We start from the raw sequence: 21,676 nt of genomic DNA, 5'->3' as shown, positions 1-21,676 counted from the left end.
GGGAGCATGACCTTTGGCTTGCGACCCACCGGGGAACACGAAGGAGCCCCTCCCATGGGCAAGCGTCTGGGAAGGGTTTGGCCCTCTCCCCTTTCGCGGGTTTGGGCGTGCGGGTGCTGAGGCTCGGCCTGGTGGCCTACCCCGGCCTCGGGGGTAGCGGCATCGTGGCCACGGAGCTGGCCCACCGCCTGGCCCAGATGGGCCACCGGGTCTACCTTTTCGCCACGGAAAGGCCCTTCCGCCTCCCCAAGGACAGCCCCGTGGTCTACATCCCCGTGGACCTCCCCTTTTACCCCGTCTTCCCCGGCCCCCTCTACACCCTTTCCCTGGCCGGGGTGCTGGAACGGGAGGCCAAGGGGCTAGGGCTGGACCTGGTCCACACCCACTACGCCATTCCCCACGCCCCCGCCGCCTACCTGGCCCTGGGGGAGGAACTCCCCCTGGTCCACACCCTTCACGGCACGGACGTGTCGGTCCTGGGGATGGACCCCGCCTTCCACGGCCCCACCCGGAAGGCCCTGCAAAGGGCTAAGGCCACCACCGCGGTCAGCCGGGCCCTGGCCCAGGAGGCCCAGAAGGCCTTTGGGGTTAACCCCGTGGTGATCCACAACGCCGTGGACCCGGACCGCTTCTACCCCAGGCCGGAGCGCAAGAGGCTTTATGCGGACGAGGGGGAGTGGCTTTTGGTGCACGCCTCCAACTTCCGCCCCATCAAGAGGGTGCCGGACATCGTGCGGGCCTTCGCCAAGGTGCGGAGGAAGGTAAAGGCCAGGCTTCTCCTCCTGGGCAAGGGCCCGGAGGAGGGGGAGGCGAGGCGGGTGGCCGCGGAGCTGGGGGTGGAGCGCTGGGTCAGCTTCCACCCCCCCACGCCCCACCCCGAGGAGGTCCTGGGAGCCGCGGACCTTTTTCTCTTGGCCTCGGAGGAGGAATCCTTCGGGCAGGCGGCCCTCGAGGCCCTGGCCAGCGGGGTCCCCGTGGTGGCCACCGCCGTGGGCGGGGTTCCTGAGCTGGTGCGGCCCGAGGTGGGGCGCCTGGTAGAGTTGGGGGACCTGGAAGGCTTCGCCCAGGCGGTGCTGGACCTCCTGGCCCATCCCGCACTCCCCAGGATGCGCAAGGTGGCCCGGGAATACGCCATGGCCTATTTCCACCCTGAAAGGATCACCCAGGCCTACCTGGAGGTGTACCAGAAGGCCCTGGGGAACCCCCTTTAAGGAGGGAAAAACCGCCCGGGGGTCTTCCCCGGGCGGGGTTCCCGCCATGGGGGCCAACCCCTAGGCGTGGGCCACCACCTCCTTCTTGGCCCGCCCCCTCACCCCCTTGGCCTTAGGCCGCTGGGCCCGTTCCTCCAGGGCCTTAAGCCCCCCCACCAAGGCCAGGTCCAGCACCTGGTCCAGATGCTCCACGAAGTGGAAGGTCATGTTCTGCCGCAGGGGCTTGGGGATATCCCCGAGATCGGCCTCGTTTTGCTTGGGAAGGATCACCTCCCTTATCCCGGCCCGCCTGGCCCCAAGCACCTTCTCCTTCACCCCGCCAATGGGAAGCACCCTGCCCGTGAGGGTGATCTCCCCGGTCATGGCGATGTCGTGGCGGACGGGCACCTCCGTGAGGGCGCTCACCAAGGCGCTCACCAAGGCCACCCCGGCGCTGGGGCCCTCCTTGGGGATGGCCCCCGCCGGCACATGGATGTGGATGTCGGATTCCTCAAAGCGCTTCAAGGGGATGCCGAAGCGCTCGGCGTTGCGCTTGGCATAGGAGAGCGCCGCCCGGGCGGACTCCTTCATCACATCCCCAAGCTGCCCGGTGAGGATCAGGTTGCCCTTGCCCGGCATCACCGAGACCTCCACGAACATGATGTCCCCGCCCACGGGGGTGTAGTACATCCCCGTGGCCACCCCCACCTGGGGCTCCCGGGCCTCGGTCTCCGGCAGGAAGCGGGGGGGGCCCAAGTAACGCTCCAGGTCCCTTTCCGTGATGCGCACCCGCTTTTTCCCCTCCTCCAGGATCTGCCGGGCGGCCTTGCGCAGGAGGGAGCCGATCTCCCTTTCCAGCTGCCGCACCCCGGCCTCGCGGGTGTAATGGGTGATGAGGCGCATAAGGGCCGCCTCGGTGACCACCACCTGGCCCTCCAGGAGGCCGGTCTCCCGCATCTGCCGGGGGAGGAGGTAGCGCTTGGCGATCTCCAGCTTCTCCTGCTCGATGTAGCTGGTGAACTCAATGGCCTCCATCCGGTCCCAAAGGGGCGCGGGGATGTTCTGGGGGAAGTTGGCGGTGCAGATGAACATCACCTCGGAAAGGTCAAAGGGCACCCCCAGGTAGTGGTCCACGAACTCCTTGTTCTGGGCGGGGTCCAGAACCTCTAGAAGGGCTGCCGCCGGGTCCCCTTGGTAGGAGATGCCCAGCTTGTCCACCTCGTCCAGGAGGAAGACGGGGTTCTTGGTGCCCGCCTGGCGCAGGCCCTGGATGATGCGACCCGGCATGGCCCCGATGTAGGTGCGGCGGTGGCCCCGGATGTCGGACTCGTCCCGCACGCCCCCCAAGGAGATGCGCACGTACTTGCGGCCCAGGGCCTCGGCGATGCTCTTGGCGATGGAGGTCTTGCCCACCCCGGGGGGCCCCACGAAGAGGAGGATGGGGCCCTTGTTCACCTCCTCCTCGGGGATCTCCCCGCGTTTGGCCCTCTCCGCCTTCAGCTTGCGCACCGCCAAAAACTCCAGCACCCGGTCCTTGACCTTCTCCAGGCCGTAGTGGTCCCTTTCCAGGATCTCCTTGGCCCGGGAGAGGTCCAGGTTGTCCTCGGTGCGGGTGTTCCAGGGGAGGTTCACGATCCAGTCCAGATAGGTGCGGATGACGCTGGCCTCGGCGGAGTCGGGGTGCATGCGGGCAAAGCGGTTGAGCTCCCGCTCCACCTCCTGGCGCACCACGGGGGGGAGGTTCAGCTCCTCCACCCGCTTGCGGAACTCCTCCACCTCCTCGGCGCCCTCCTCCCCATGGAGCTCGCGCTGGATGGCCTTCATCTGCTCCCGCAGGAAGTACTCCCGCTGGTTGCGGTCAATCTCCTCCTTGACCTGTTGCTGGATGCGCCTTTGCGTTTCGATGAGCTCCAGCTCCGCCTCGAGGAGCACCAATACCCGCTTGAGCCGCTCCGCCACGTTGGCGGTTTCCAAGACCCGCTGTTTATCCTCCAGGCGGAAGTCCATGTGGAAGGCGATGTAATCGGCCAGCTGGCTCGGGTCCTCCAGGTTGAGGACGAACTGGGCCACCTCGGGGGCCAGGTACTTGCCCTCCTTCAAAAGGGCCTGGAACTTGTCCTTCACCTCCCGCACCAGGGCCTTGACCAAGGTGGGGTCAGCGGGCTCATCGGAGAGGACCTCCCCCTTGGCCTCGAGGTGGTCCCCCAGGTCCAGCCATTCCCGCACCCGCACCCGGGCGAAGGCCTGCACCAACACCTGGACGGAGCCGTCCGGGTTCTTGCGCATCTTCAGGATGTTGCAGGCGGTGCCCACCTCGTAGAGGTCGGAAGGTCTGGGGTTTTCCACCTCCTTATCCTTCTGGCTCACGATGAGGAGCACCCGTTCCCGGGCCAAGGCCTGGTCGATGGCCCGGATGGAGATGGGCCGGCCGGCATCGATGGGCATCACCATGGTGGGGTAGATGACGGAGCCCCTCACCGGGCAGACGGGCAGGGTTTCTGGCAGCATGGTTTCCCTCCTTTCCTTGATCTCGTCCATAGCCTAAGCTTACCTATGTCAAGTTTACTGCATCTTGAGCTTTAGCACAAAGCCCCCCTCCCTGGCGTAAGCTTAAAGCCATGCGCCCCTTTCTCTGGGCCCTTCTCCTGGCGCTGGCCCTGGCCTTTGCCCAGAAAAGCGGGGGTGGGGTGGGTGGACGCCCCTACGTCCCAAGCCCACCCCCCATGAGCCCTGGCCCAGCCCCCGTCTTCCCCGCCCCGGCACCCGCGTACCCCTCCTACCCGGGCCCGGTGGTGGTCTACCCCGGAGGGGGTGGGGGAAGCCTGGGCATTGTACCCCTTTTGGCCTTCCTCGGCCTGGTCCTGGTGGCCGCCTACATGGTGCAGGGCCTCCGCCAAGCGGGAAGCCCCGGGCAAAGGGGCCCCACCGCCAGCGTGGCCAGGTTACGCCTGGCCCTCCTGGCCCGCCCCCAGGTGCAACGGGCCCTCCGCCACCTGGCCGAGGGGGCGGAGACCACCTCCGCCAAGGGCCTGGCGGACCTGGTGGACGAGGCGGCGCTTCTCCTCCTCCGGGAGGAGCCCGCCTGGCGCTTTGGCGACTACCAGGTGGCGGGGGGCTCCGAGGAGGAGGCCCTGGCCCGGTTTGACGCCTGGATGCTGGAGGAAAGGAGCAAGTACCAGGAAACCTTCCGCCACTTTGAGGGGAAAAAGGAGGTGACCGAGGGGTACCAGGCCCAGGTGGAGCCCGGGGGACGCTACCTGGTGGTAAGCCTCCTTCTGGCCGACCGCAGGCTCCTTCCCCCCCGCTCCCCCCTGACCCGGTCCCGGGCCCGGGAGGCCCTCATGGACCTGGCTGGCTCCAGCCCCTACACCCTCCTGGGGGCGTACCTCTCCTGGACCCCAGAAAGGGAAGGCGAGGCCCTAACGGAAGAGGAGCTCCTCCTCCTCTACCCGGGGCTGGAGAAGCTCTAGGGGCCGGCGATGCCCAAGCCCCCCGCCGCGGCGCAAGCCACCGCCGGGGCGCCTAGGTCCCTCCTCGTCCCAGGTAGAGTATTCCCGTGGTACGGGTTTCTAAGCGCACCGTCACCTTCTTTCCCCCTCCCCGGGCCAAGGCGTTGGTGGGGGACTTCACCGACTGGGAAAGGAACCCCATCCCCCTCACCGGCCCCGTCACCCTGGAGTTCCCGGAGGGGGCTTACGTGGAATACGCCTTCCTGGACGAGCTGGGTAGGCCCTTCCCCGACCCCGAAAACCCGGAGCGGGCGGACAACCCCTGGTGGACCTACCCCCGGGCCGTCCGGCTTCCCGGGCACCGGTTGGAAGCGCCCCCCGAGCCCCGGGAGGAGCCCAAAGTGGAGCGCCACCGCCTGGGGCAACGGCGCTACTACGTGGCGGAAGCCGGGGCAAACCCCAAGGCCACCCTGGTGGCCCAGGACGGGGTGGCCTTCTACCGCACCGCGGGCCTGCACAAGGTGGCCCAAGCCCTGGTGGAGGCGGGCGAGATCCCCCCGGTGCGCCTGGTCTTTGTGGAACCCATAGACCGGAACCAGGAGTACCGCTTTTCGGAAAGCTACGAAGAGGAGTTTCACCGGGTCCTGGGGGAGGTGGAGCGCCTCCGGGGCCCTTTGGGGGAGATCCTCCTGGTGGGGGCCTCCCTGGGGGGGCTTTTCTCCTTGTGGCAGGCCTTGCGCCACCCGGACCGCTTCCCAAAGGTCCTCGCCCTCTCCCCGGCCCTAAAGGCCCACCCAGGGGGCACGGACGCCTACCGGGACCGGGAGTGGCTTTTGGAGCAGTACGCCCACGCCCAGGACCTGCCCCGCATCTACCTGGAGGTGGGGCTTTTGGAGTGGCTCCTGGCCCCAGCCCGCCGCTTCGCCGCCCTCCTGGCGGACCGCAAGGTGCCCCACGCCTACCGGGAAAGGGCCTCGGGGCACAACTGGGTCACGTGGAAGCAAGCCCTGGCCCCGGGGCTTCGCTACCTCCTGGGGGAAGCATGAATCCGGAAACCCTTTTGGTGCTCCTTTCCGTGGCGGCCCTCGAGGCCCTCCTCTCCGGGGACAACGCCCTGGTCCTGGCGGTGATGGTCAAACCCCTGCCTGCCCACCTGCGCCGCAAGGCCCTCTTCTACGGGGTCCTGGGGGCCTACCTCCTGCGGGGCCTCGCCCTTCTCTTCGCCGTGTACCTGATCCGGCTATGGTGGGTGCAGGTGTTGGGGGGGCTTTACCTCCTCTACCTCATGGTGCAGCACTTCCGGGACCACCCGGAGGCCAGGCCCTTGCCCGAGGCCACCGCCCGGGAGTTCTGGCGGGTGGTGCTCCTCATCAACCTGGTGGACCTGGCCTTTGCCGTGGACTCCATCCTGGCGGTGGTGGCCTTCTCCAGAGAACTCCTCCTGGTCTTCGTGGGCGTGGCCCTGGGCATCCTCTTCATCCGCCTGGCCGCCAGCTATGTGGTCACGGTGATGGAACGGTACCCGGGCCTGGAGAAGGTGGCCTACGCTTTGGTGGGCTGGGCGGGGGTTAAGCTCCTCCTGGAGGGAAAGGCCACCTTGGCCGAGCTATTGCACCGTCCGGACCTGGCCTGGCACATGCCCAAGCCGCTCTTCTGGGGCGTAACCCTCCTCATCCTCCTGGGGGGAAGCCTTCTGGCCCTCCGGAAACATGCCTAGGGATTGGGACGCCTTCTACCGGGAAAGCGAAGGGGAGCGGTCTCCCGCCTTCACGGTGCGGGCCTACGGGCCCCTCGTCCCCCCTGGGCCCGTGCTGGACCTGGCGGGGGGCCTGGGACGGAACGCCCACTACTTCCTGCAAAGGGGCCACCCCGTGGTCCTGGTGGAAAGGAGCCTCGAGGCCCTGCGAAGGCTTAGGGGCAGGAGCGGCCTGACCCCCGTGGGGCTGGACCTCGAGGCTCCCCAGGCCCTGGCCCACCTGCCCAAGGGCCCCTTCGCCGCCGTCCTCATGAGCTATTACGTGAACCGCCCTCTCCTTAAGGCCCTCCCTCCCCTGGTGGCTCCGGGAGGGCTGGTCCTGGTGGAGGGCTTTAGCCGCCGGGAAGCCATCCGCCGGGGCCGCCCCCATAGCCCCTTCTACTGGGAACCCTATGAACTCCTCACCCCTCCCCCAGGCCTGGCCCTAAGGGCCTTCGGGGAGGGGTGGATGGGGGCCTACCGGGTCTTCGCCGTTTACCAGAAGCCCAAGCCCCCACGGGGGACCTAAGCCCTAAGGCCCCGGGCCACCAGCTCGGCGATGTCCAAAACCTCCGGGGGCCTCTCGTCCTGGGCCACCTCCACGTTCATCATGGCCATGCAGAAGGGGCACCCGGTGGCGATGACCTCGGCCCCGGTGCCCTTGAGTTCCCGGTAGCGGTTCTCGGAAACCCGCATGGCCCCGGGTTCCTCCTCCTTCCAGAACTGGGCCCCACCCGCCCCGCAGCAGAAGCTCCCTTCCCGGTTCCTGGGCGGTTCCACCAGCTGGAAACCCACCTCCTTAAGCACGTCCCTGGGAGGGTCGTACACCCCGTTGTGCCGGCCCAGGTAGCAGGGGTCGTGGAAGACCACCTGCCTGGTCTTTTCGGACACCTGGAGCTTGCCGCTTTGCAGAAGCTCGGCGATGAACTCCGAATGGTGCACCACCCGGTACTCCCCGCCAAAGGCCTTGTACTCGTTGCCGATGGTGTGGAAGCAGTGGGGACAGGTGGTCACGATGGTCTTGGGGGCCACCTGGTTTAGGGTTTCCACGTTCTCCGTGGCCAGCTGGAAGAAGAGGTACTCGTTCCCTGCCCTCCTGGCCGCGTCCCCGGTGCACTTCTCCCTTCGGCCCAAAACCGCCCAGTCCACCCCGGCGGCGTTCAGGATCTCCACCATGCTCCTTGCGATCTTCTGGGCCCTGGGGTCGTAGCTGGCCGCACACCCCACCCAGTAGAGGACCTCGGGGTGGGGCTTTTCCTCCACGGTGGGCACGTTAAGCCCCTCGGCCCAGTCCAGGCGCTTGTCCTGGCCGATGCCCCAGGGATTGCCGGAGCGCTCCATGCCGCGGAAGGCGTTGTTAAGCTCCTGGGGGAAGGCGCCCTCCATGAGCACCTTGGCCCGGCGCACATCCAGGACGTGAAGCATGGGCTCGTTGCCCACCGGGCAGACCTCCACGCAGGCCATGCAGGTGGTGCAGGCCCAAAGGGCCTCCTCGTTCAGGGCGAAGTCCATGAGGGGCCTGGGGCTCTCCTGCCCGTGGGCGAATGCGGAGAGAATCTCGTTCAGCTCGTAGCGTTCGGAAATGACGATGGCCGCCGGGGAAAGGGCCTTGCCCGTGGTGTAGGCAGGGCAGGCCTCCTGACACCGGTTGCACATGATGCAGGCGTAGGCGTCCAAGAGCCGTTTCCAGGAAAGGTCCTCCAGCTTCTCCGCCCCGAACTTCTCCTCCTTCTCAAAGTCCAGGGGCTCGAGGGCCCCGGGCTTTTCCTGGCGGAAGGCCAGGTTGATGGGGCCCATCATCAGGTGGATGTGCTTGGAACGGGGGAAGTAGGGAAGGAAGAGCAGGATGGAGCCCAGGGCGCCCCACCAGAAGACGTGCTCCAAGACCACCAGGCTGGAGGGGGCAAGCCCGGAAAGGAGGCCCGCCAGGAGACTGGCCACCGGTTGGAAGGGATCGGGCTCCCCCTGGGCCAGGCCTGCCGCCTTGGAGAGGAGGCGGCTTCCCACGTGGAAGGTGATGAAGGCCCCCACGATGGCCGAGTCCCTGGGGATGCCCTGGCGCACCCGCTCGTGGAGAGGCACCTTGGGGTTCCAGGTGAAGTCGTGCGGGGCCAGCAGGTAGCGGCGGAGCATCAGGCCCAGGATGCCCACCAGGATGGCCGCGGTGAGGAGGTCGGCTACGAGGTTATAGGCGTTCCAGACCCCTCCTTGGGTGTGCAGGGGGAAGTACCCCTCCAAGAGGTCCACCAGGTTGACCAGGAGGTAGTACACGAACCCGTAAAAGACAAAGGCGTGGAGGAGGGAAACCAAGGGCCGCCTCTTGAAGACCGTCCGCTGGGTAAGGGTTAGCCAGATGGCCCTCCCCACACGCTCGGGCAGGCGGTCAAACCGGTCCTCAGGACGCCCCCGGCGGATGGCCAGATACACCCGGCGAAAGCCGGTATAGGCATAGTAAAGGCTGCCCGCCAGGAGCAGGATAAAGAGGATTTTCTCCGGTAGCGTAAGCATGGGTCCAACCTCCTTATACTCAGTAAAAGTTTACCCCATGGCGCCCACCTGGCAAGGGCTTACAATGGTGCCCCATGGAAACCATGGCCCTTGGCCTCCTCCTCTTCTTCGGCCTTTTGAACCTCTGGGTCTTCCACCGTTTCAAAAAGCCCCTCCTGCCCCTGGCGCTGGTGCTCTTCGTGAGCGTTTTCGTCTTCTTCCTCTCCCCGGTGCTGGGGCTCCTGGTCTTCCTTTTGGGGCAAACCCTGGCCTTCTACGCCGCCGGGAAAAGGTGAAAGCTGAGGAAGGCCACCAAGGCGCCCAGAAGGGCCCCCACCAGGACCTCGAGGTACGTGTGGCCCAAAAGCTCCTTCAAAGGCTCCGGGGCGGGACCCTTCTGCAAAACCTGCTGCAGTTCCTGAACCAACTGGTTGAGGAGCTGGGCATGAAGCCCCGCCGCCCGGCGGATCCCCGTGGCGTCGTACATGACGATGAGGGCAAGGACGGCGGCCACGGCGAACAGGGTGCTACCAAAGCCCTCCCGGAAGCCCACCCCCATGGCCAAGGCGCTCACGGTGGCGGAGTGGGAGCTGGGCATCCCCCCGGTTTCCAAGAAGCGTTCCCACTGAAACCGGCCCTCCAGCAGGTAATAGAGGAAAAGCTTCAGGGTCTGGGCCAGAAGGTTGGCCAGGATCGCCGTCCAAAAGACCTGGTTAGCGAGGAGCTCCATGCCGCCTGAGCAAAGCCGCCTTCACGGTGTTGGCCATCAGCATGGCCACGGTCATGGGCCCCACACCCCCGGGGACCGGGGTGAGGGCGGAGGCCACCTCGGCCACCTCGGGGTGCACATCGCCAAGGAGCTTGTCGTCCACCCGGTTCACCCCCACGTCCACCACGATGGCCCCCGGCCGCACCCACTCCCTGCGCACCAGGTGGGGCTTCCCCACCGCCACCACCAGCACCTCTGCCCGCCGGGTTACCTCCGGAAGGTTCCGGGTGCGGGAATGGGCCACGGTCACGGTGGCGTCCTCCCGCAGGAGGAGGCCGGCCAGGGGCTTGCCGACGATGTTGGACCGGCCCAGGACCACCACCTCCTTGCCCCTTAGCTCCACCCCGTGGTGCTTTAGGAGGCGCACGATGCCCAAGGGGGTGCAGGGGAAAAGCCCCTCGCCCCCGCTCCAAAGCTTGCCCACGTTGATGGGGTGGAAGCCGTCCACATCCTTGAGGGGAGAGATGGCCTCCAAAACCCGATCCGTGCGGATGTGGGCGGGCAAGGGAAGCTGGACCAGGATACCGTCCACCTCGGGATCCTGGTTCAGGGTGGCGATCCGCTCTAAAAGGGCCTCCTCGGGGGTATCCGCCGGGTACACCTCCACCTGGCTCAAAAGGCCCAGCTCCCGGGCCCTTTTGTCCTTCAGGCGCACGTAGGAAACCGAGGCGGGGTCATCCCCCAGGCGGATCACCCGGAGGGAGGGCACAAAGGGCAGGGAGCTAAGGGTCTCCCTTAGCTCCTGGTACACGGCCTGCGCCACCTCGTGGCCGGAAAGGATACGGGCAAGGGTCATCTCAGTCCTCCTTGGGCACCGCCTTCAGCTCGCCCCCCTTAATCCGCCGGTACAAGCGGCCAAGGACCCCGTTGACAAAAGCCCCGGAGTGCTCCCCCCCGTAGCGGTTGGCGATCTTCACCGCCACCTCGATCAGGGGGGCGAAGGGGGTGGGCTCGTAGAGCATCTCGTAGGTGGCCAGGCGCAAGACCGTGAGGTCGGTTTTGGACATCTGGGCGAAATCCCATCCCTCCACGGTTTCCCGCAGCACCCGGTCCACCTCCTCCGCATGGGCCTTGTACCCCTCCAAGAGCCTCCGGGCAAAGGCCACCCCTTCCTGGTCCAGGGGATCGCCGTAGGCGTCCTCCTCCCCCCCCATCTCCTCCAAGGCGTGACGGAAGGCCTCCTCCAGGTCCACCCCCCCCTGGGTGTGGGCAAACAGGGCCCGCATGGCCAGCTCCCGGGCTCGCCTAAGCATGGGCCTCCTTCCGGTACTCCACCTGGGCCACGGTGAGGTTGACCGCCAACACCTTCTCCCCCGTGGCCAGGTAAAGGGCCTCCCTCACGGCCTTCTGCACCGCCTGGGCCACCTCGGGGATGGGAACCCCGTAGTCCACGGAAAGGACCAGGTCCACGGTGAACCCCTCGGGGGTGCGCTCCACCTTGATGGGCTTCATCCGCCGGAAAACCTCCCCCAGGGAGCGGGGGGTGGTTTCCAGAAGCCGCACCCCCTGGACCTCGGAAAGGGCATGGGCCACCAGCCCCTCGAGGGCATGGTCGCTGATCTCGTACTCCACCATCACACGCCCAGTCTACATCTCCATCCGCCGGGCCACGAAGTTGGTGTAGACCGCCCCCCGGCGGAAGAAGGCGTTTTGCAGCACCCTTTGGTGGAAGGGGATGGTGGTCTTGAGGCCGGGCCCCTCGATGACCGTCTCGGAAAGGGCCCTTTCCATGCGCTTGATGGCCTCCTCCCGGGTGGGGGCCCAGGCGATGATCTTGGCGATCAAGCTGTCGTAGTGGGGCGGGATCTGGTACCCCGCATAGAGGTGGCTGTCCACCCGGATCCCCGGCCCCCCGGGGAAAAGGAGGGTTTCCACCTTGCCGATGGAGGGCCTAAAGCCCTTCTCCGGGTCCTCGGCGTTGACCCGCACCTCGAGGGCATGCCCCCGGACCTCCACCTCCTCCTGCCGGAGCCAGAGCTTCTCCCCCATGGCGATGCGGAACTGGGCCTGGACCAGGTCAATCCCCGTGATCATCTCGGTCACGGGGTGCTCCACCTGGATGCGGGTGTTCATCTCAATGAAGTAAAAATTCCCCTCCTTATCCACCAGAAACTCCAGGGTGCCCGCGGAGACATACCCCACGTGCCGAGCGAGCCGGGCAGCCGCCTCGGCGATGGCCTTCCGGGTCTCCAAGGGCAGGGTGCTGGGGGCCTCCTCCAAGAGCTTCTGGTGCCGGCGCTGGATGGAGCAGTCCCTCTCCCAAAGGTGGATGACGTTCTCCCCATCCCCCAGGACCTGGATCTCGATGTGCTTGGGCTCCTCAATGTACTTCTCCAGATAGACGGCGGGGTTGCCAAAGGCGGCCCGGGCCTCCTCCTGGGCCTGCTGGACCGCCCTCTCCAGCTCCTCCTCGGTGTGCACCAAGCGCATCCCCCTGCCCCCGCCCCCGGCGGAGGCCTTGAGGATCACGGGGTAGCCGATCTCCTGGGCGGCGCGCTTGGCCTCCTCCACGCTCTCAAGCTCATCCGTCCCCGGAACCGTGGGCACCCCAGCCTCCCGCGCCACCTTCCTGGCGGTGGCCTTGTCCCCCAGGGCCCGCATGTTCTCCGGGGTGGGGCCGATGAAGGTGATGCCGTGGTCCCGGCACATCTCGGCAAAGGTGGCGTTTTCCGCCAGGAAGCCGTACCCGGGGTGGATGGCGTCGGCCCCGGTCACGATGGCCGCGGAAAGCAGGTTGGGGATGTTCAGGTAGCTCTGCCCCGAGGGGGGCGGGCCGATGCAGATGGCCTCGTCGGCCAAGAGCACCGGCAGGCTCTTCTCGTCGGCGGTGGAGTGGGCCACCACGGTCTTGATCCCCAACTCCTTGGCGGCCCGGATAATCCTCAGGGCGATCTCCCCTCGGTTGGCGATCAGAACCTTTTTCATAGCGGCTGGATCAGGAAAAGGGGCTGCCCGTACTCCACGGGCTCTCCATTTTTCACCAAGATCTTCTTAACGATGCCCGAAACCTCCGACTCAATCTCGTTCATGAGCTTCATGGCCTCGATGATGCAGAGCACCTGGCCCTTCTCCACCCGGTCCCCTTCCTTCACGTAAGGGGGGGCGTCGGGGGCCGGGGCCCGGTAGAAGGTACCCACGATGGGGGCCCTCACCTCCACGCAACCCGGGCACCCCTCCTCTGCCCCCTTGGCCTCCTTCGCCTCGGGGGCCTCGAGGGAAGCCTCCGGGGCCGGAGCCGCAGGAACCGGCACGCCCGAAGTGGCGGGCGTGGGCAAGGGAGGCGGGGTGGAGGCGGAAGGGGCGGTTATCCCTTGCGGCAAGGCCACCACCTGCACCTCGCCCCCTCGGCGTACGGTGAGCTTGTAGTCCGGGGTCTCCAGGGTGAGCTCGCTCACCCCGTGCTCCACCAGGGCCTGCAGGATCTGCTTCAGCTCCTTGGGCGTCATGGGTGCACCTCGCGGCATCAAGCTTACCCTAACCAAGGGCCACCCGTGCCCTTGGACCCAGTAAAAGAAAAGCCCGGGGGTGAACCCGGGCCCTCCCGCCCAAAAGCCTCAGGCGCGGCCCACGTACTGGCCCGTGCGGGTGTCCACCTTGATGACCTCGCCGGGCTCCACAAACAGGGGCACCTGGACCACCGCTCCGGTCTCCAGGGTGGCGGGTTTGCTCCCGCCGGAAACCGTGTCCCCCCGCACCCCCGGGGGCGTGTCCACCACCTTGAGCTCCACCACGGTGGGGGGGGTGATCTTCAGGGGGCGCCCCTCGTACATGTCCCCCAGGACGGTCATCCCCTCCTTGAGAAACCGCGCCGCCTCCACCTGGTCCTTGGGCAGGTGGAACTGCTCGTAGGTCTCGAGGTCCATGAAGACCAGGTCGTCCCCCTCCTGGTACAGGTACTGGAGCTCCCGGGTCTCCACGTAGATGTCCTCCAGCTTCTCCCCGGAGTTGAAGGTGCGCTCAATGGTGGCCCCCGTTTCCAAGTTCTTGAACTTGGCCACCACCTTGGCCCCGCCACGGCCGATCTTCTGGTGCTGGTACTCCACGCACTCCCACAAGCCGCCTTCCATCTTGACCTTGGTGCCGGGCCGTAGATCGGTCACGCTGATCATGCTTCCTCCTGTAGGTCCAAGACCTGGGGCTCAAGCCCTAAGAGGTCAATATACCGAAGATACTCCTCCTCCCCAAGCTCCCGCCCGGCCAAGGCCACCAAAAGGGCCTCCATGACGTTGGTGCCAAAGCTCCGCCCCTGGAGGCGGGGGGTGGTGGTGATGAGGCGCCTTACCCCCCGTTCCCTAAGAAAGGCCACGTCCTCCGCCGTGGTGGTGTTGGTGAGCACCGTCTTTCCCCGCATGTCGTCGGGCATGTGGCGCTTGAGGTAGTGCCAGTCCCCCGCCACCACATCCGCCCAGAGGTAGTAGCGGCTCCGCCAGTCCACCACCCGCTTCTCCTGTTTTTCCCCCGTGGGGTAAAGGAGCTGGAAGGGAAGCTGGGTGAGGAGGGGAAGGAGCACAAAGGCCAGCTTCTGCAAGAAGGAGAGGGAGTAGAGGGGTATGGGCAACCCCAGGGCAAAGATGAAATCCCCGTAAAGAACCCGGGCTCCAGCCTCGTGCAGGGCCTCGGCCAAGCCGAAGCGATCCACGGCGGAGGGCAGCAACACCTTGGTTTTTTTCCAGTCTATCAGCCCCGCCAGTTGGGCCACCGCCCGGCGCTCCAAGGTGTGCTTTAGGCCCGAGCCGTCCACCACCGGGGTCTTACGGGCAGCCTCCTTGAGCCCTTTGGCGTCCCGGATGGTGTAGCGCCGTCCCCCTGCCCAGAGGTAGAGGTCGATGCCCCCAAGGCCGATGGCGTCCACCCGGCCATCCAACTCGGCGATGAGGGCAAGGGCCTTCCTGAAGTCGCCATCCGTGCCCCGCCTTTCCAAAACCACCTCTTCCCCCAGAAGCTCCACCTGGACCCTGGAGTCCCGGCGGCTTCCTCCCAGGGAGACGGAAACCACGTGCTTAGCCACAAGGGCCTATTCTAACCCAGCCCAGAGGGCCAAGGCCAGGAAAACCCCGGCCACGAGGAGGAAGGGCCAAACCCTCCGCACCCCCACAAGCCGGGCGAGGATCCCCAAGACCAGGCTGCCGAAGGCCAAGGCCAAGAAGAGGGCCTCGAGGTGGGCCAACACCAGGCTCATGGCTCCAAGTTAGCGCAAGACCCGCCCGAAAAAGTCCAGGACCCTTTGGCGGAAGACCCGGTCCGCCTCCCCGCGGAAAAGGTGGCCCGCAGGGTAACGGAAGCACTCCACCGGCTTCCCCAAGGCCTTAAGCCTTCGGCAAAGCTCCCACGACCACTCCGGGGGCACCTGGGCATCCTGGGTGCCGTGGTGGACGCTGAAGGGCACAGCGACCCTCTCCAGGTAGGTCCAGGCGGAAGCCTCCGCCAGGGTTTTTGCGGGCAAGGCCCAAAGCTCAAGGCCTCGAGCGCCCCCCGACCAGCGATGGATCCGCTCCAGGTTCCGCCTCTCGTCCCCGCTCATGCTGCCCTGGAGCACCACCCCCTTCAGGCGGGGATCCACCAAGGCCACCACCTGGGCGATCCCCCCGCCCATGGAGTGGCCGAAGAGGGCGATGCGCCTCCCATCCGCTTGGGGCAGGGCACCCTTGCGCACCTCGGCCAGCAAGTTGAGCACGTCCACCGCATACGCGTGGCGCAGGCCCCCGGCGGGCCGCCCCTCCGAGGGGGGATGGCCCCGATAGTTGGGGTGCAGGACCAGGTACCCTTCCCTGGCGAAGAAGTCCGCATAAGGGGTGGTATAGGCCAGGAGGCGGTAGCGGCTCGGCTCCACGTAGCCATGGAGGACCACCACCACGGGAAAGGGGCCCTTGCCCTTGGGCAGGTTGGCAAACCCATGGACCCGAAGGCCATCGGAAAGGTGGGAGAACTGAAGGCGGGTGAAGGAAGGCCCCTCCCCCAAAACCCGTTCCACGCGGAACCCCCCCTCCCCGTACGACCTCTGCCAAAGGTCGGGAAGGGTAAGGGGCTCGGCCCGCACCCACCCGTGGAGGAGGAGCCCCAGGCAAAGAACCCAGCGGACCATGGCCCCACGCTAAGGGGGCAGGAAGCCGAGGAATGTGGTTTAGGGGGTGGCCGCCTCGAGCCAGCCCGCCTGGAGGCCCTTTAGGCCGATGGCGTGGTAGACCAGCTGGGCCGCGGTCATCTCCGCATGGAACTGCCCATTGGGCGAAAGCTCCACGAAGTCCATCCCCACCACCTCCTTCTCCCGGAACACCGCCCCCAGGAGGTCCACCACCTGGCGGTAGGTGAGGCCCCCGGGGAGGGGGGTGCCCACGCTGGGCATGAGGGAAGGGTCCAGGGCATCAAAATCCAAACTGATGTAGACCCGCTCCCCTAGGGCCCCCAGGATCTCCCCCAGGGGTAGCCCCTCCCGGTGAAGCCGGTGGGCGGGGAAAAGCCCCACCCCCCGCTCCCGGGCCAGGGCCAAGGACTCCCTGTCCATGGCCCGGATGCCCACCTGCACCAGGGGAAAGCCCTCCTCTAGGAGCCGGTGGAAGGGGGATGCGTGGGAGTAGACCGAGCCTTGCCACTCCGGGTAAAGGTCCGCGTGGGCATCGATGTGCAGGATGGAAAACTCCCCCAGCGCCTCGCGGTGGGCCTGGACCAGGGGATGGGTGATGGAGTGGTCCCCCCCCAGGGAAACCACGAACTTGCCCGCCCGCAGGTGCTCAAGGGCCGCTTCCCGGATCAGGGCGTGGCTGGCCTCCGCGCTTCCCGCCACCCAGGGCACGGGCTCCGCGGCATGGATCCCCACCTCCTCCGGGGCCACCATGAGCTCCAGGAGAAAAGGCTCCAGCTCCCGGCTAGCCAGCAAGATGGCCTCAGGGCCAAGCCTCGCCCCCGGCAGGAAGGACAGGGAAAGGTCGTAGGGCACGGGCAGGACCACCACCCGGGCCTCCTGGTAAGGGGTATCGCGCTCACCAAAGACCAGGCGCATACCCCATAGAGCCTAGCAGACCCCGGCGCCTAGCGGCCCAGGAAGTGGAGCTCCAAAAGCCGCAGGAGGGCCAGGGTCCCGCGCTCAAAGTCCTGGATACGGATGTGCTCGTTGGGGCTGTGCACCCGGCTCCCTGGGTACCCCACCCCCAGGCCCACCGCCGGGGCCTTCAGGTGGTGGAGGAAGGGGTACATGGGGCCCGACCCCGCCATGTTGGGGTAGAGAACGGGCTTGGTCCCAAAGGCCTCTTCCAGGGCCTTCCGCACCAGGTCCAGGAAGGGATGGGCAAGGTCCGAGCGCGCGGGATGCTCCCCCTTTTCCAGGACCACCACCTCCACGTCGTGAAACCCCTGGGCCTCGAGGTGCCGCCGCAAGAGGATGGGGATCTCCTCCGGGTCCTGGTCGGGGACCAGGCGGAAATCCAGTTTGGCGAAGGCCTCCGCCGGCAACACCGTCTTGGAGCCCGGCCCACCGTACCCCGAGTGAAACCCGTTGAAGTTCACGCAGGGCTCCGCGTAGAGGCGCTGGTTAAACTCCTCGTCCCTGGCCCCGCCCAGGAAGTCCCGCACACCAAAGGCCTCCCTTAAGGCCTCCGATTCGTCGGGGATCTCCGCCAGCACCTCCATCTCCTTGGGGGTGAGGGGCCGGACCCGGTCGTAAAACCCGGGGATAAGGACCCTCCCTTCCTCATCCCGCAGGCTGGCCAGGGCCCGGCTCAAGCGGTAGATGGGGTTTTCCACCACCGCCCCATAGGAGGAGTGGAGGTCAAACCCCGCGGTGCGCACCCTGAGCTCCAGGGCCACGATGCCCTTAAGCCCCGCATAGAGGTAAGGCCGGCCCTTGGCGTCCACTCCCCCCGCCTCCCAGACCACGGCCTCGGACCTTAGGAGGTCCTCCTTGTCCCTTAGGTAGTCCGCCAGGTGAGGGCTTCCCACCTCCTCCTCCCCCTCCACCACGAACTTCACCCGGGGCAGGAAGCCGTGCTTTTCCCGGAACAGGCGCAAGGCCATGATCCTGGCCACCAGCTCCCCCTTGTCGTCGTGGGTGCCGCGGCCATACCAGGCCCCGTTGCGCTCCTCCAGACGAAAGGGCTCGCTTTCCCATAGCTCCAAGGGATCGGGGGGCTGAACATCGTAGTGGTTGTAAAACAAAAGTGCCCCTTCCCCCTCGCCCCCCTCGGCGTAGACCACCGGGGGCCCGTAACCGCGATGAAGCTCCGCTTTCAGCCCGAGCCCCTCCAAAACCTCGGCCACCTTGGCCGCCCCCGCCTCGAGGGCCTTCCCTTCCGCGCTCACCGTGGGCAGGGCCACCAGTTCCGCCAAAAGCCCCTTGGCCTCCTGCAAAAAGGACCTCATGGTAAACTGAGCATACTATGGTGGAACCCTCCTTGGTCCTTTACGGGGCCCTGTACCAAAGGGCCATGGACGTGCTCCAGGAGGCCCTCCAGGAAACCGGGGCCCGCTACGCCCTATTCATTGACCGCAAGGGGTTCGTCCTGGCGCACAAGGAGGCCCTCTGGGCCCCCAAGCCTCCCCCCTTGGACTCCCTGGCCACCTTGGTGGCGGGCAACGCCGCCGCCACCCAGGCCTTGGCCAAGCTGCTAGGGGAAGCGCGCTTCCAAGAGGTGGTGCACCAAGGGGAGCGCATGGGGCTTTATGTGGACGAGGCGGGCGAGGCGGCCCTCCTGGTGCTGGTCTTTGACGAGAACGCCCCCCTGGGCAAGGTCAAGCTCCACGGGAAGCGGGCCGCAGAAGCCCTAGCCCGCATTGCCGAAGAAGCCCTCGCCAACCCGCCCAAGCTGAACCTGGACACCCAGTACCGCGAGGAGGCCAAGGCCCTTTTGGACGAGCTCTTGGGCAACTAGCATGAGCACCATCAACTTTGCCAATCGCGAGATCAACTTCAAGATCGTCTACTACGGTCCGGGGCTTTCCGGAAAAACCACCAACTTGAAATGGATTTACAGCAAGATCCCCGAGGGCCGCAAGGGGGAGATGGTTTCCCTGGCCACCGAGGACGAGCGCACCCTGTTCTTTGACTTTCTTCCCCTGGACCTGGGCGAGGTGAAGGGTTTCAAAACCCGCTTCCACCTCTACACCGTCCCGGGGCAGGTCTTCTACAACGCCAGCCGCAAGCTGATCCTGAGGGGCGTGGACGGCATCGTCTTTGTGGCGGACTCCGCGCCCAACCGGCTTCGGGCCAACGCGGAGAGCATGCGCAACATGCGGGAGAACCTGGCGGAATACGGCCTCAAGGTGGAGGACCTCCCGGTGGTGCTCCAGGTGAACAAGCGGGACCTGCCGGAGGCCCTGCCCGTGGAGATGGTCCAGGCCGTGGTGGACCCCGAGGGGCGTTTCCCCGTCTTTGAAGCCGTGGCCACCGAAGGGAAGGGGGTCTTTGAGACCCTGAAGGAGGTAAGCCGCCTGGTCCTGGCCAGGGTGGGAACCACATAACACCGCCGGCTTAGGGGAGGGGGGTACTGCCCCTCTAGGTACCCCGGGGGGTCCCTAGAGGGGCCTTAAATCTCGCCCTTCTACCCCTCCCATGGGTCACGGGGGAAGCCCGTAACCTGCGGCAACCCCCCACGCATGGGCGCTTGGCTTCCTAATCCGGGCGCTTGGTCAAGGCATCTGGGCTTCCTTTGCCTTCGGGGACAAATGTACTTCACCTTTTTCTCAGCCTTCGGCTACCATAGGCGCCGTATACGGCCAGCTGCCGTAAAGGGAGGACGGGTATGGAGGAAAAACCGGTGGGCGCCATAGGAGTGATAGTGGTTCTTACCCTCACCATCCTGATCTTCTGGCTGGGGGTATACGCTGTCTTCTTCGCTAGGGGGTAGGGTATGGTGGACGAGCACAAGGCCCACAAGGCAATCCTGGCCTACGAGAAGGGGTGGTTGGCCTTCTCCTTGATCATGCTGGTGGTCTTTATCGCCCTCATCGCCTACACCCTGGCCACCCACACCGCAGGGGTGATCCCCGCAGGGAAGCTGGAGCGGGTGAATCCAGCCACGGTCCGCACCGAAGGCCCTTGGGCCGATCCCGCTCAGGCCGTGGTGCAGACCGGCCCCAACCAGTACACGGTCTATGCCTTGGCCTATGCCTTCGGATATCAGCCAAACCCCATAGAAGTCCCCAAGGGGGCGGAGATCATCTTCAAGATCACCAGCCCCGACGTGATCCACGGCTTCCACGTGGAGGGAACCAACATCAACGTGGAGGTCCTCCCTGGGGAGGTATCCACCGTGCGCTACACCTTCAAGGAGGCCGGGGAGTACCGCATCATCTGCAACCAGTACTGTGGCCTTGGCCACCAGAACATGTTCGGCAAGATCGTGGTAAAGGAGTGAGCTATGGCGGTGCGGATGTCGGAGATTAGCCGGGTCTACGAGGCCTATCCGGAGAAGAAGGCCACCCTTTACTTCCTGGTCCTGGGCTTCATCGCGGTGATCATCGGGAGCCTCTTCGGCCCCTTCCAGGCCCTGAACTACGGCAACGTGGATGCCTATCCCCTGCTCAAGCGCCTCCTGCCCTTCGTCCAGTCCTACTACCAGGGCCTCACCCTGCACGGGGTGCTGAACGCCATCGTCTTCACCCAGCTCTTCGCCCAGGCCATCATGGTCTACCTGCCCGCCCGGGAGCTGAACCTAAGGCCCAACATGGGCCTCATGTGGCTCTCCTGGTGGATGGCCTTCCTCGGCTTGGTGATGGCCGCCCTGCCCCTTCTCGCCAACGAGGCCACGGTCCTCTACACCTTCTACCCCCCTCTCCAAGGCCACTGGGCCTTCTACCTGGGGGCCAGCGTCTTCGTTTTGTCCACCTGGGTGAGCGTCTACATCGTGCTGGACCTTTGGCGTCGCTGGAAGGCGCAAAACCCCGGGAAGGTGACCCCCCTGGTCACCTACATGGCCGTGGTCTTCTGGCTCATGTGGTTCATCGCCTCCATCGGGCTGGTGCTGGAGGCGGTCCTCTTCCTCCTGCCCTGGTCCTTTGGCCTCATCCAGGGGGTGGACCCCCTGGTGGCCCGGACCCTTTTCTGGTGGACGGGCCACCCCATCGTGTACTTCTGGCTCCTGCCCGCCTACGCCATCATCTACACCGTCTTGCCCAAGCAGGCGGGGGGCAAGCTGGTCTCCGACCCCATGGCCCGCCTGGCCTTCCTCCTCTTCCTCCTCCTCTCCACCCCCGTGGGGTTCCACCACCAGTTCGCCGACCCCGGCATCGACCCCACCTGGAAGATGATCCACTCGGTCCTCACCCTGTTCGTGGCCGTGCCCAGCCTCATGACCGCCTTCACCGTGGCCGCCAGCCTGGAGTTCGCCGGGCGCCTGCGGGGCGGGAAGGGGCTTTTGGGCTGGATCAAGGCCCTCCCCTGGGACAACCCGGCCTTCGTGGCCCCCGTCTTGGGGTTGATCGGCTTCATCCCCGGAGGGGCTGGCGGTATAGTGAACGCCAGCTTCACCCTGGACTACGTGATACACAACACCGCCTGGATCCCGGGGCACTTCCACCTGCAGGTGGCGAGCCTGGTAACCCTCACCGGCATGGGTTCCCTGTGGTGGCTCATCCCCAACCTCACGGGCAAGCCCATCTCCGATGGCCAGCGCCGCCTGGGCCTGGCGGTGGTCTGGCTCTGGTTCATCGGCATGATGGTGATGGCCCTTGGACTCCACTGGCAGGGTCTCCTGAACGTGCCCCGGCGGGCCTACATCGCCCAGGTGCCGGACGCCTATCCCCACGCCGCCCTTCCCATGGTCCTCAACATCCTCGCCGGCATCATCCTGCTGGTGGCGTTGCTCCTTTTCATCTACGGCCTCTTCAGCGTTCTTTTGGGCCGGGAGCGTAGGGCGGAGCTGGCCGAGGCCCCGGTGCCCTTCGCCGAGGTCATCTCCGGCCCCGAGGACCGTCCCCTGGTCCAGGCCATGGACCGTATCGGCTTCTGGTTCCTGGTGGCGGTGATCCTGGTGGTGTTGGCCTACGGCCCCACCCTGGTGCAGCTTTTCAGCAACCTGAACCCGGTGCCGGGTATGCGGCTCTGGTAGGCCCTCAA

The 21,676-nt window shown here is 66.3% G+C and carries 25 protein-coding genes; 11 read left to right on the top strand and 14 right to left on the bottom strand.

The annotated features are described in order from the left end of the window. Positions 1-107 precede the first annotated feature (107 nt). Positions 108-1,211: an N-acetyl-alpha-D-glucosaminyl L-malate synthase BshA gene (bshA, locus tag BS74_RS04890; protein WP_038058845.1), complete on the top strand. Its 1,104-nt coding sequence runs from the start codon at positions 108-110 to the stop codon at positions 1,209-1,211. 60 nt (positions 1,212-1,271) lie between these two features. On the opposite strand, the gene lon is transcribed toward bshA, so the two are convergent. Beyond that, complete coding sequence (gene lon, locus BS74_RS04885) at positions 1,272-3,698, bottom strand: endopeptidase La (protein ID WP_038058844.1); 2,427 nt, start codon at positions 3,696-3,698, stop codon at positions 1,272-1,274. A gap of 110 nt (positions 3,699-3,808) precedes the next feature. Here lon and BS74_RS04880 point away from each other — a divergent pair, with 110 nt between their 5' ends. From BS74_RS04880 to BS74_RS04865, 4 genes are all read left to right on the top strand, one after another. Continuing rightward, positions 3,809-4,660 (top strand): DUF1517 domain-containing protein, encoded by an 852-nt coding sequence (locus tag BS74_RS04880; RefSeq protein ID WP_038056588.1) that lies wholly within the window; start codon positions 3,809-3,811, stop codon positions 4,658-4,660. Between the two features lie 86 nt (positions 4,661-4,746). Continuing rightward, positions 4,747-5,685: an alpha/beta hydrolase gene (locus BS74_RS04875; protein ID WP_038056586.1), complete on the top strand. Its 939-nt coding sequence runs from the start codon at positions 4,747-4,749 to the stop codon at positions 5,683-5,685. Continuing rightward, on the top strand, positions 5,682-6,356 hold the full coding sequence (locus BS74_RS04870) for a TerC family protein (protein WP_038056584.1): 675 nt from the start codon (positions 5,682-5,684) through the stop codon (positions 6,354-6,356). The genes BS74_RS04875 and BS74_RS04870 overlap by 4 nt, the downstream gene beginning before the upstream one ends. Then, positions 6,349-6,903: a class I SAM-dependent methyltransferase gene (locus BS74_RS04865; RefSeq protein WP_038056581.1), complete on the top strand. Its 555-nt coding sequence runs from the start codon at positions 6,349-6,351 to the stop codon at positions 6,901-6,903. The genes BS74_RS04870 and BS74_RS04865 overlap by 8 nt, the downstream gene beginning before the upstream one ends. Here the strand turns inward: BS74_RS04865 and BS74_RS04860 are convergent. Beyond that, on the bottom strand, positions 6,900-8,882 hold the full coding sequence (locus BS74_RS04860) for a (Fe-S)-binding protein (protein ID WP_038056579.1): 1,983 nt from the start codon (positions 8,880-8,882) through the stop codon (positions 6,900-6,902). The genes BS74_RS04865 and BS74_RS04860 overlap by 4 nt on opposite strands. A 74-nt stretch (positions 8,883-8,956) precedes the next feature. Here BS74_RS04860 and BS74_RS04855 point away from each other — a divergent pair, with 74 nt between their 5' ends. Next, positions 8,957-9,157: a hypothetical protein gene (locus BS74_RS04855; RefSeq protein WP_038056577.1), complete on the top strand. Its 201-nt coding sequence runs from the start codon at positions 8,957-8,959 to the stop codon at positions 9,155-9,157. Here BS74_RS04855 and BS74_RS04850 read toward each other — a convergent pair. The 12 genes from BS74_RS04850 to BS74_RS04800 all read right to left on the bottom strand — a co-directional run bounded on the left by BS74_RS04850 (position 9,136) and on the right by BS74_RS04800 (position 17,982). After that, positions 9,136-9,591 (bottom strand): divergent PAP2 family protein, encoded by a 456-nt coding sequence (locus tag BS74_RS04850; protein ID WP_038056575.1) that lies wholly within the window; start codon positions 9,589-9,591, stop codon positions 9,136-9,138. The genes BS74_RS04855 and BS74_RS04850 overlap by 22 nt on opposite strands. After that, positions 9,575-10,426: a bifunctional 5,10-methylenetetrahydrofolate dehydrogenase/5,10-methenyltetrahydrofolate cyclohydrolase gene (locus BS74_RS04845; protein ID WP_038056573.1), complete on the bottom strand. Its 852-nt coding sequence runs from the start codon at positions 10,424-10,426 to the stop codon at positions 9,575-9,577. The genes BS74_RS04850 and BS74_RS04845 overlap by 17 nt, the downstream gene beginning before the upstream one ends. Position 10,427: 1 nt before the next feature. Continuing rightward, complete coding sequence (gene nusB / locus BS74_RS04840) at positions 10,428-10,883, bottom strand: transcription antitermination factor NusB (RefSeq protein ID WP_038056571.1); 456 nt, start codon at positions 10,881-10,883, stop codon at positions 10,428-10,430. Continuing rightward, positions 10,876-11,205 (bottom strand): Asp23/Gls24 family envelope stress response protein, encoded by a 330-nt coding sequence (locus tag BS74_RS04835; protein ID WP_038056568.1) that lies wholly within the window; start codon positions 11,203-11,205, stop codon positions 10,876-10,878. The genes nusB and BS74_RS04835 overlap by 8 nt, the downstream gene beginning before the upstream one ends. Positions 11,206-11,217: 12 nt before the next feature. After that, a complete protein-coding gene (accC, locus tag BS74_RS04830) occupies positions 11,218-12,555 on the bottom strand; it encodes an acetyl-CoA carboxylase biotin carboxylase subunit (protein WP_038056566.1) in 1,338 nt (445 codons plus the stop codon). Beyond that, entirely contained in the window at positions 12,552-13,076 is a 525-nt protein-coding gene (gene accB / locus BS74_RS04825) for an acetyl-CoA carboxylase biotin carboxyl carrier protein (protein WP_038056564.1), read from the bottom strand. The genes accC and accB overlap by 4 nt, the downstream gene beginning before the upstream one ends. A 108-nt stretch (positions 13,077-13,184) precedes the next feature. Next, on the bottom strand, positions 13,185-13,739 hold the full coding sequence (efp, locus tag BS74_RS04820; protein ID WP_015716879.1) for an elongation factor P: 555 nt from the start codon (positions 13,737-13,739) through the stop codon (positions 13,185-13,187). Further along, positions 13,736-14,638, bottom strand: coding sequence for a PHP domain-containing protein (locus tag BS74_RS04815; protein ID WP_038056562.1), 903 nt, complete (start codon positions 14,636-14,638; stop codon positions 13,736-13,738). Before BS74_RS04815 ends, efp begins: the two co-directional genes overlap by 4 nt. A 6-nt stretch (positions 14,639-14,644) precedes the next feature. Then, positions 14,645-14,809: a hypothetical protein gene (locus BS74_RS11870; RefSeq protein ID WP_185747694.1), complete on the bottom strand. Its 165-nt coding sequence runs from the start codon at positions 14,807-14,809 to the stop codon at positions 14,645-14,647. A 9-nt stretch (positions 14,810-14,818) separates the two neighbouring features. After that, complete coding sequence (locus BS74_RS04810; protein WP_038056561.1) at positions 14,819-15,712, bottom strand: alpha/beta hydrolase family protein; 894 nt, start codon at positions 15,710-15,712, stop codon at positions 14,819-14,821. Positions 15,713-15,751: 39 nt separating this feature from the next. Further along, the gene (gene speB, locus BS74_RS04805) at positions 15,752-16,627 is read right to left on the bottom strand and encodes an agmatinase (protein WP_038056559.1); all 876 of its coding nucleotides are present in this window, start codon (positions 16,625-16,627) and stop codon (positions 15,752-15,754) included. 29 nt (positions 16,628-16,656) lie between these two features. Then, entirely contained in the window at positions 16,657-17,982 is a 1,326-nt protein-coding gene (locus tag BS74_RS04800) for a M20/M25/M40 family metallo-hydrolase (protein ID WP_038056557.1), read from the bottom strand. Positions 17,983-17,999: 17 nt separating this feature from the next. Here BS74_RS04800 and mglB point away from each other — a divergent pair, with 17 nt between their 5' ends. From mglB to BS74_RS04775, 5 genes are all read left to right on the top strand, one after another. Next, positions 18,000-18,491 carry a GTPase-activating protein MglB gene (gene mglB, locus BS74_RS04795; RefSeq protein ID WP_038056555.1) on the top strand — a complete coding sequence of 164 codons (492 nt, stop codon included), beginning with the start codon at positions 18,000-18,002 and terminating at the stop codon, positions 18,489-18,491. Position 18,492: 1 nt separating this feature from the next. Further along, a complete protein-coding gene (gene mglA, locus BS74_RS04790) occupies positions 18,493-19,080 on the top strand; it encodes a GTPase MglA (RefSeq protein WP_038056553.1) in 588 nt (195 codons plus the stop codon). Between the two features lie 281 nt (positions 19,081-19,361). Next, the gene (locus tag BS74_RS04785; RefSeq protein ID WP_038042704.1) at positions 19,362-19,466 is read left to right on the top strand and encodes a cytochrome c oxidase subunit 2A; all 105 of its coding nucleotides are present in this window, start codon (positions 19,362-19,364) and stop codon (positions 19,464-19,466) included. 3 nt (positions 19,467-19,469) lie between these two features. Then, the gene (locus tag BS74_RS04780) at positions 19,470-19,976 is read left to right on the top strand and encodes a cupredoxin domain-containing protein (protein WP_038056550.1); all 507 of its coding nucleotides are present in this window, start codon (positions 19,470-19,472) and stop codon (positions 19,974-19,976) included. Positions 19,977-19,979: 3 nt separating this feature from the next. Beyond that, complete coding sequence (locus BS74_RS04775) at positions 19,980-21,668, top strand: b(o/a)3-type cytochrome-c oxidase subunit 1 (RefSeq protein WP_038056548.1); 1,689 nt, start codon at positions 19,980-19,982, stop codon at positions 21,666-21,668. Positions 21,669-21,676: the final 8 nt, after the last annotated feature.

It is taken from the genome of Thermus amyloliquefaciens, assembly GCF_000744885.1.
Taxonomy (GTDB): Bacteria; Deinococcota; Deinococci; order Deinococcales; family Thermaceae; genus Thermus; species Thermus amyloliquefaciens.
Note: the sequence above shows the minus strand (reverse complement) of the source record. Positions and strands in the feature narration are given on the sequence as shown.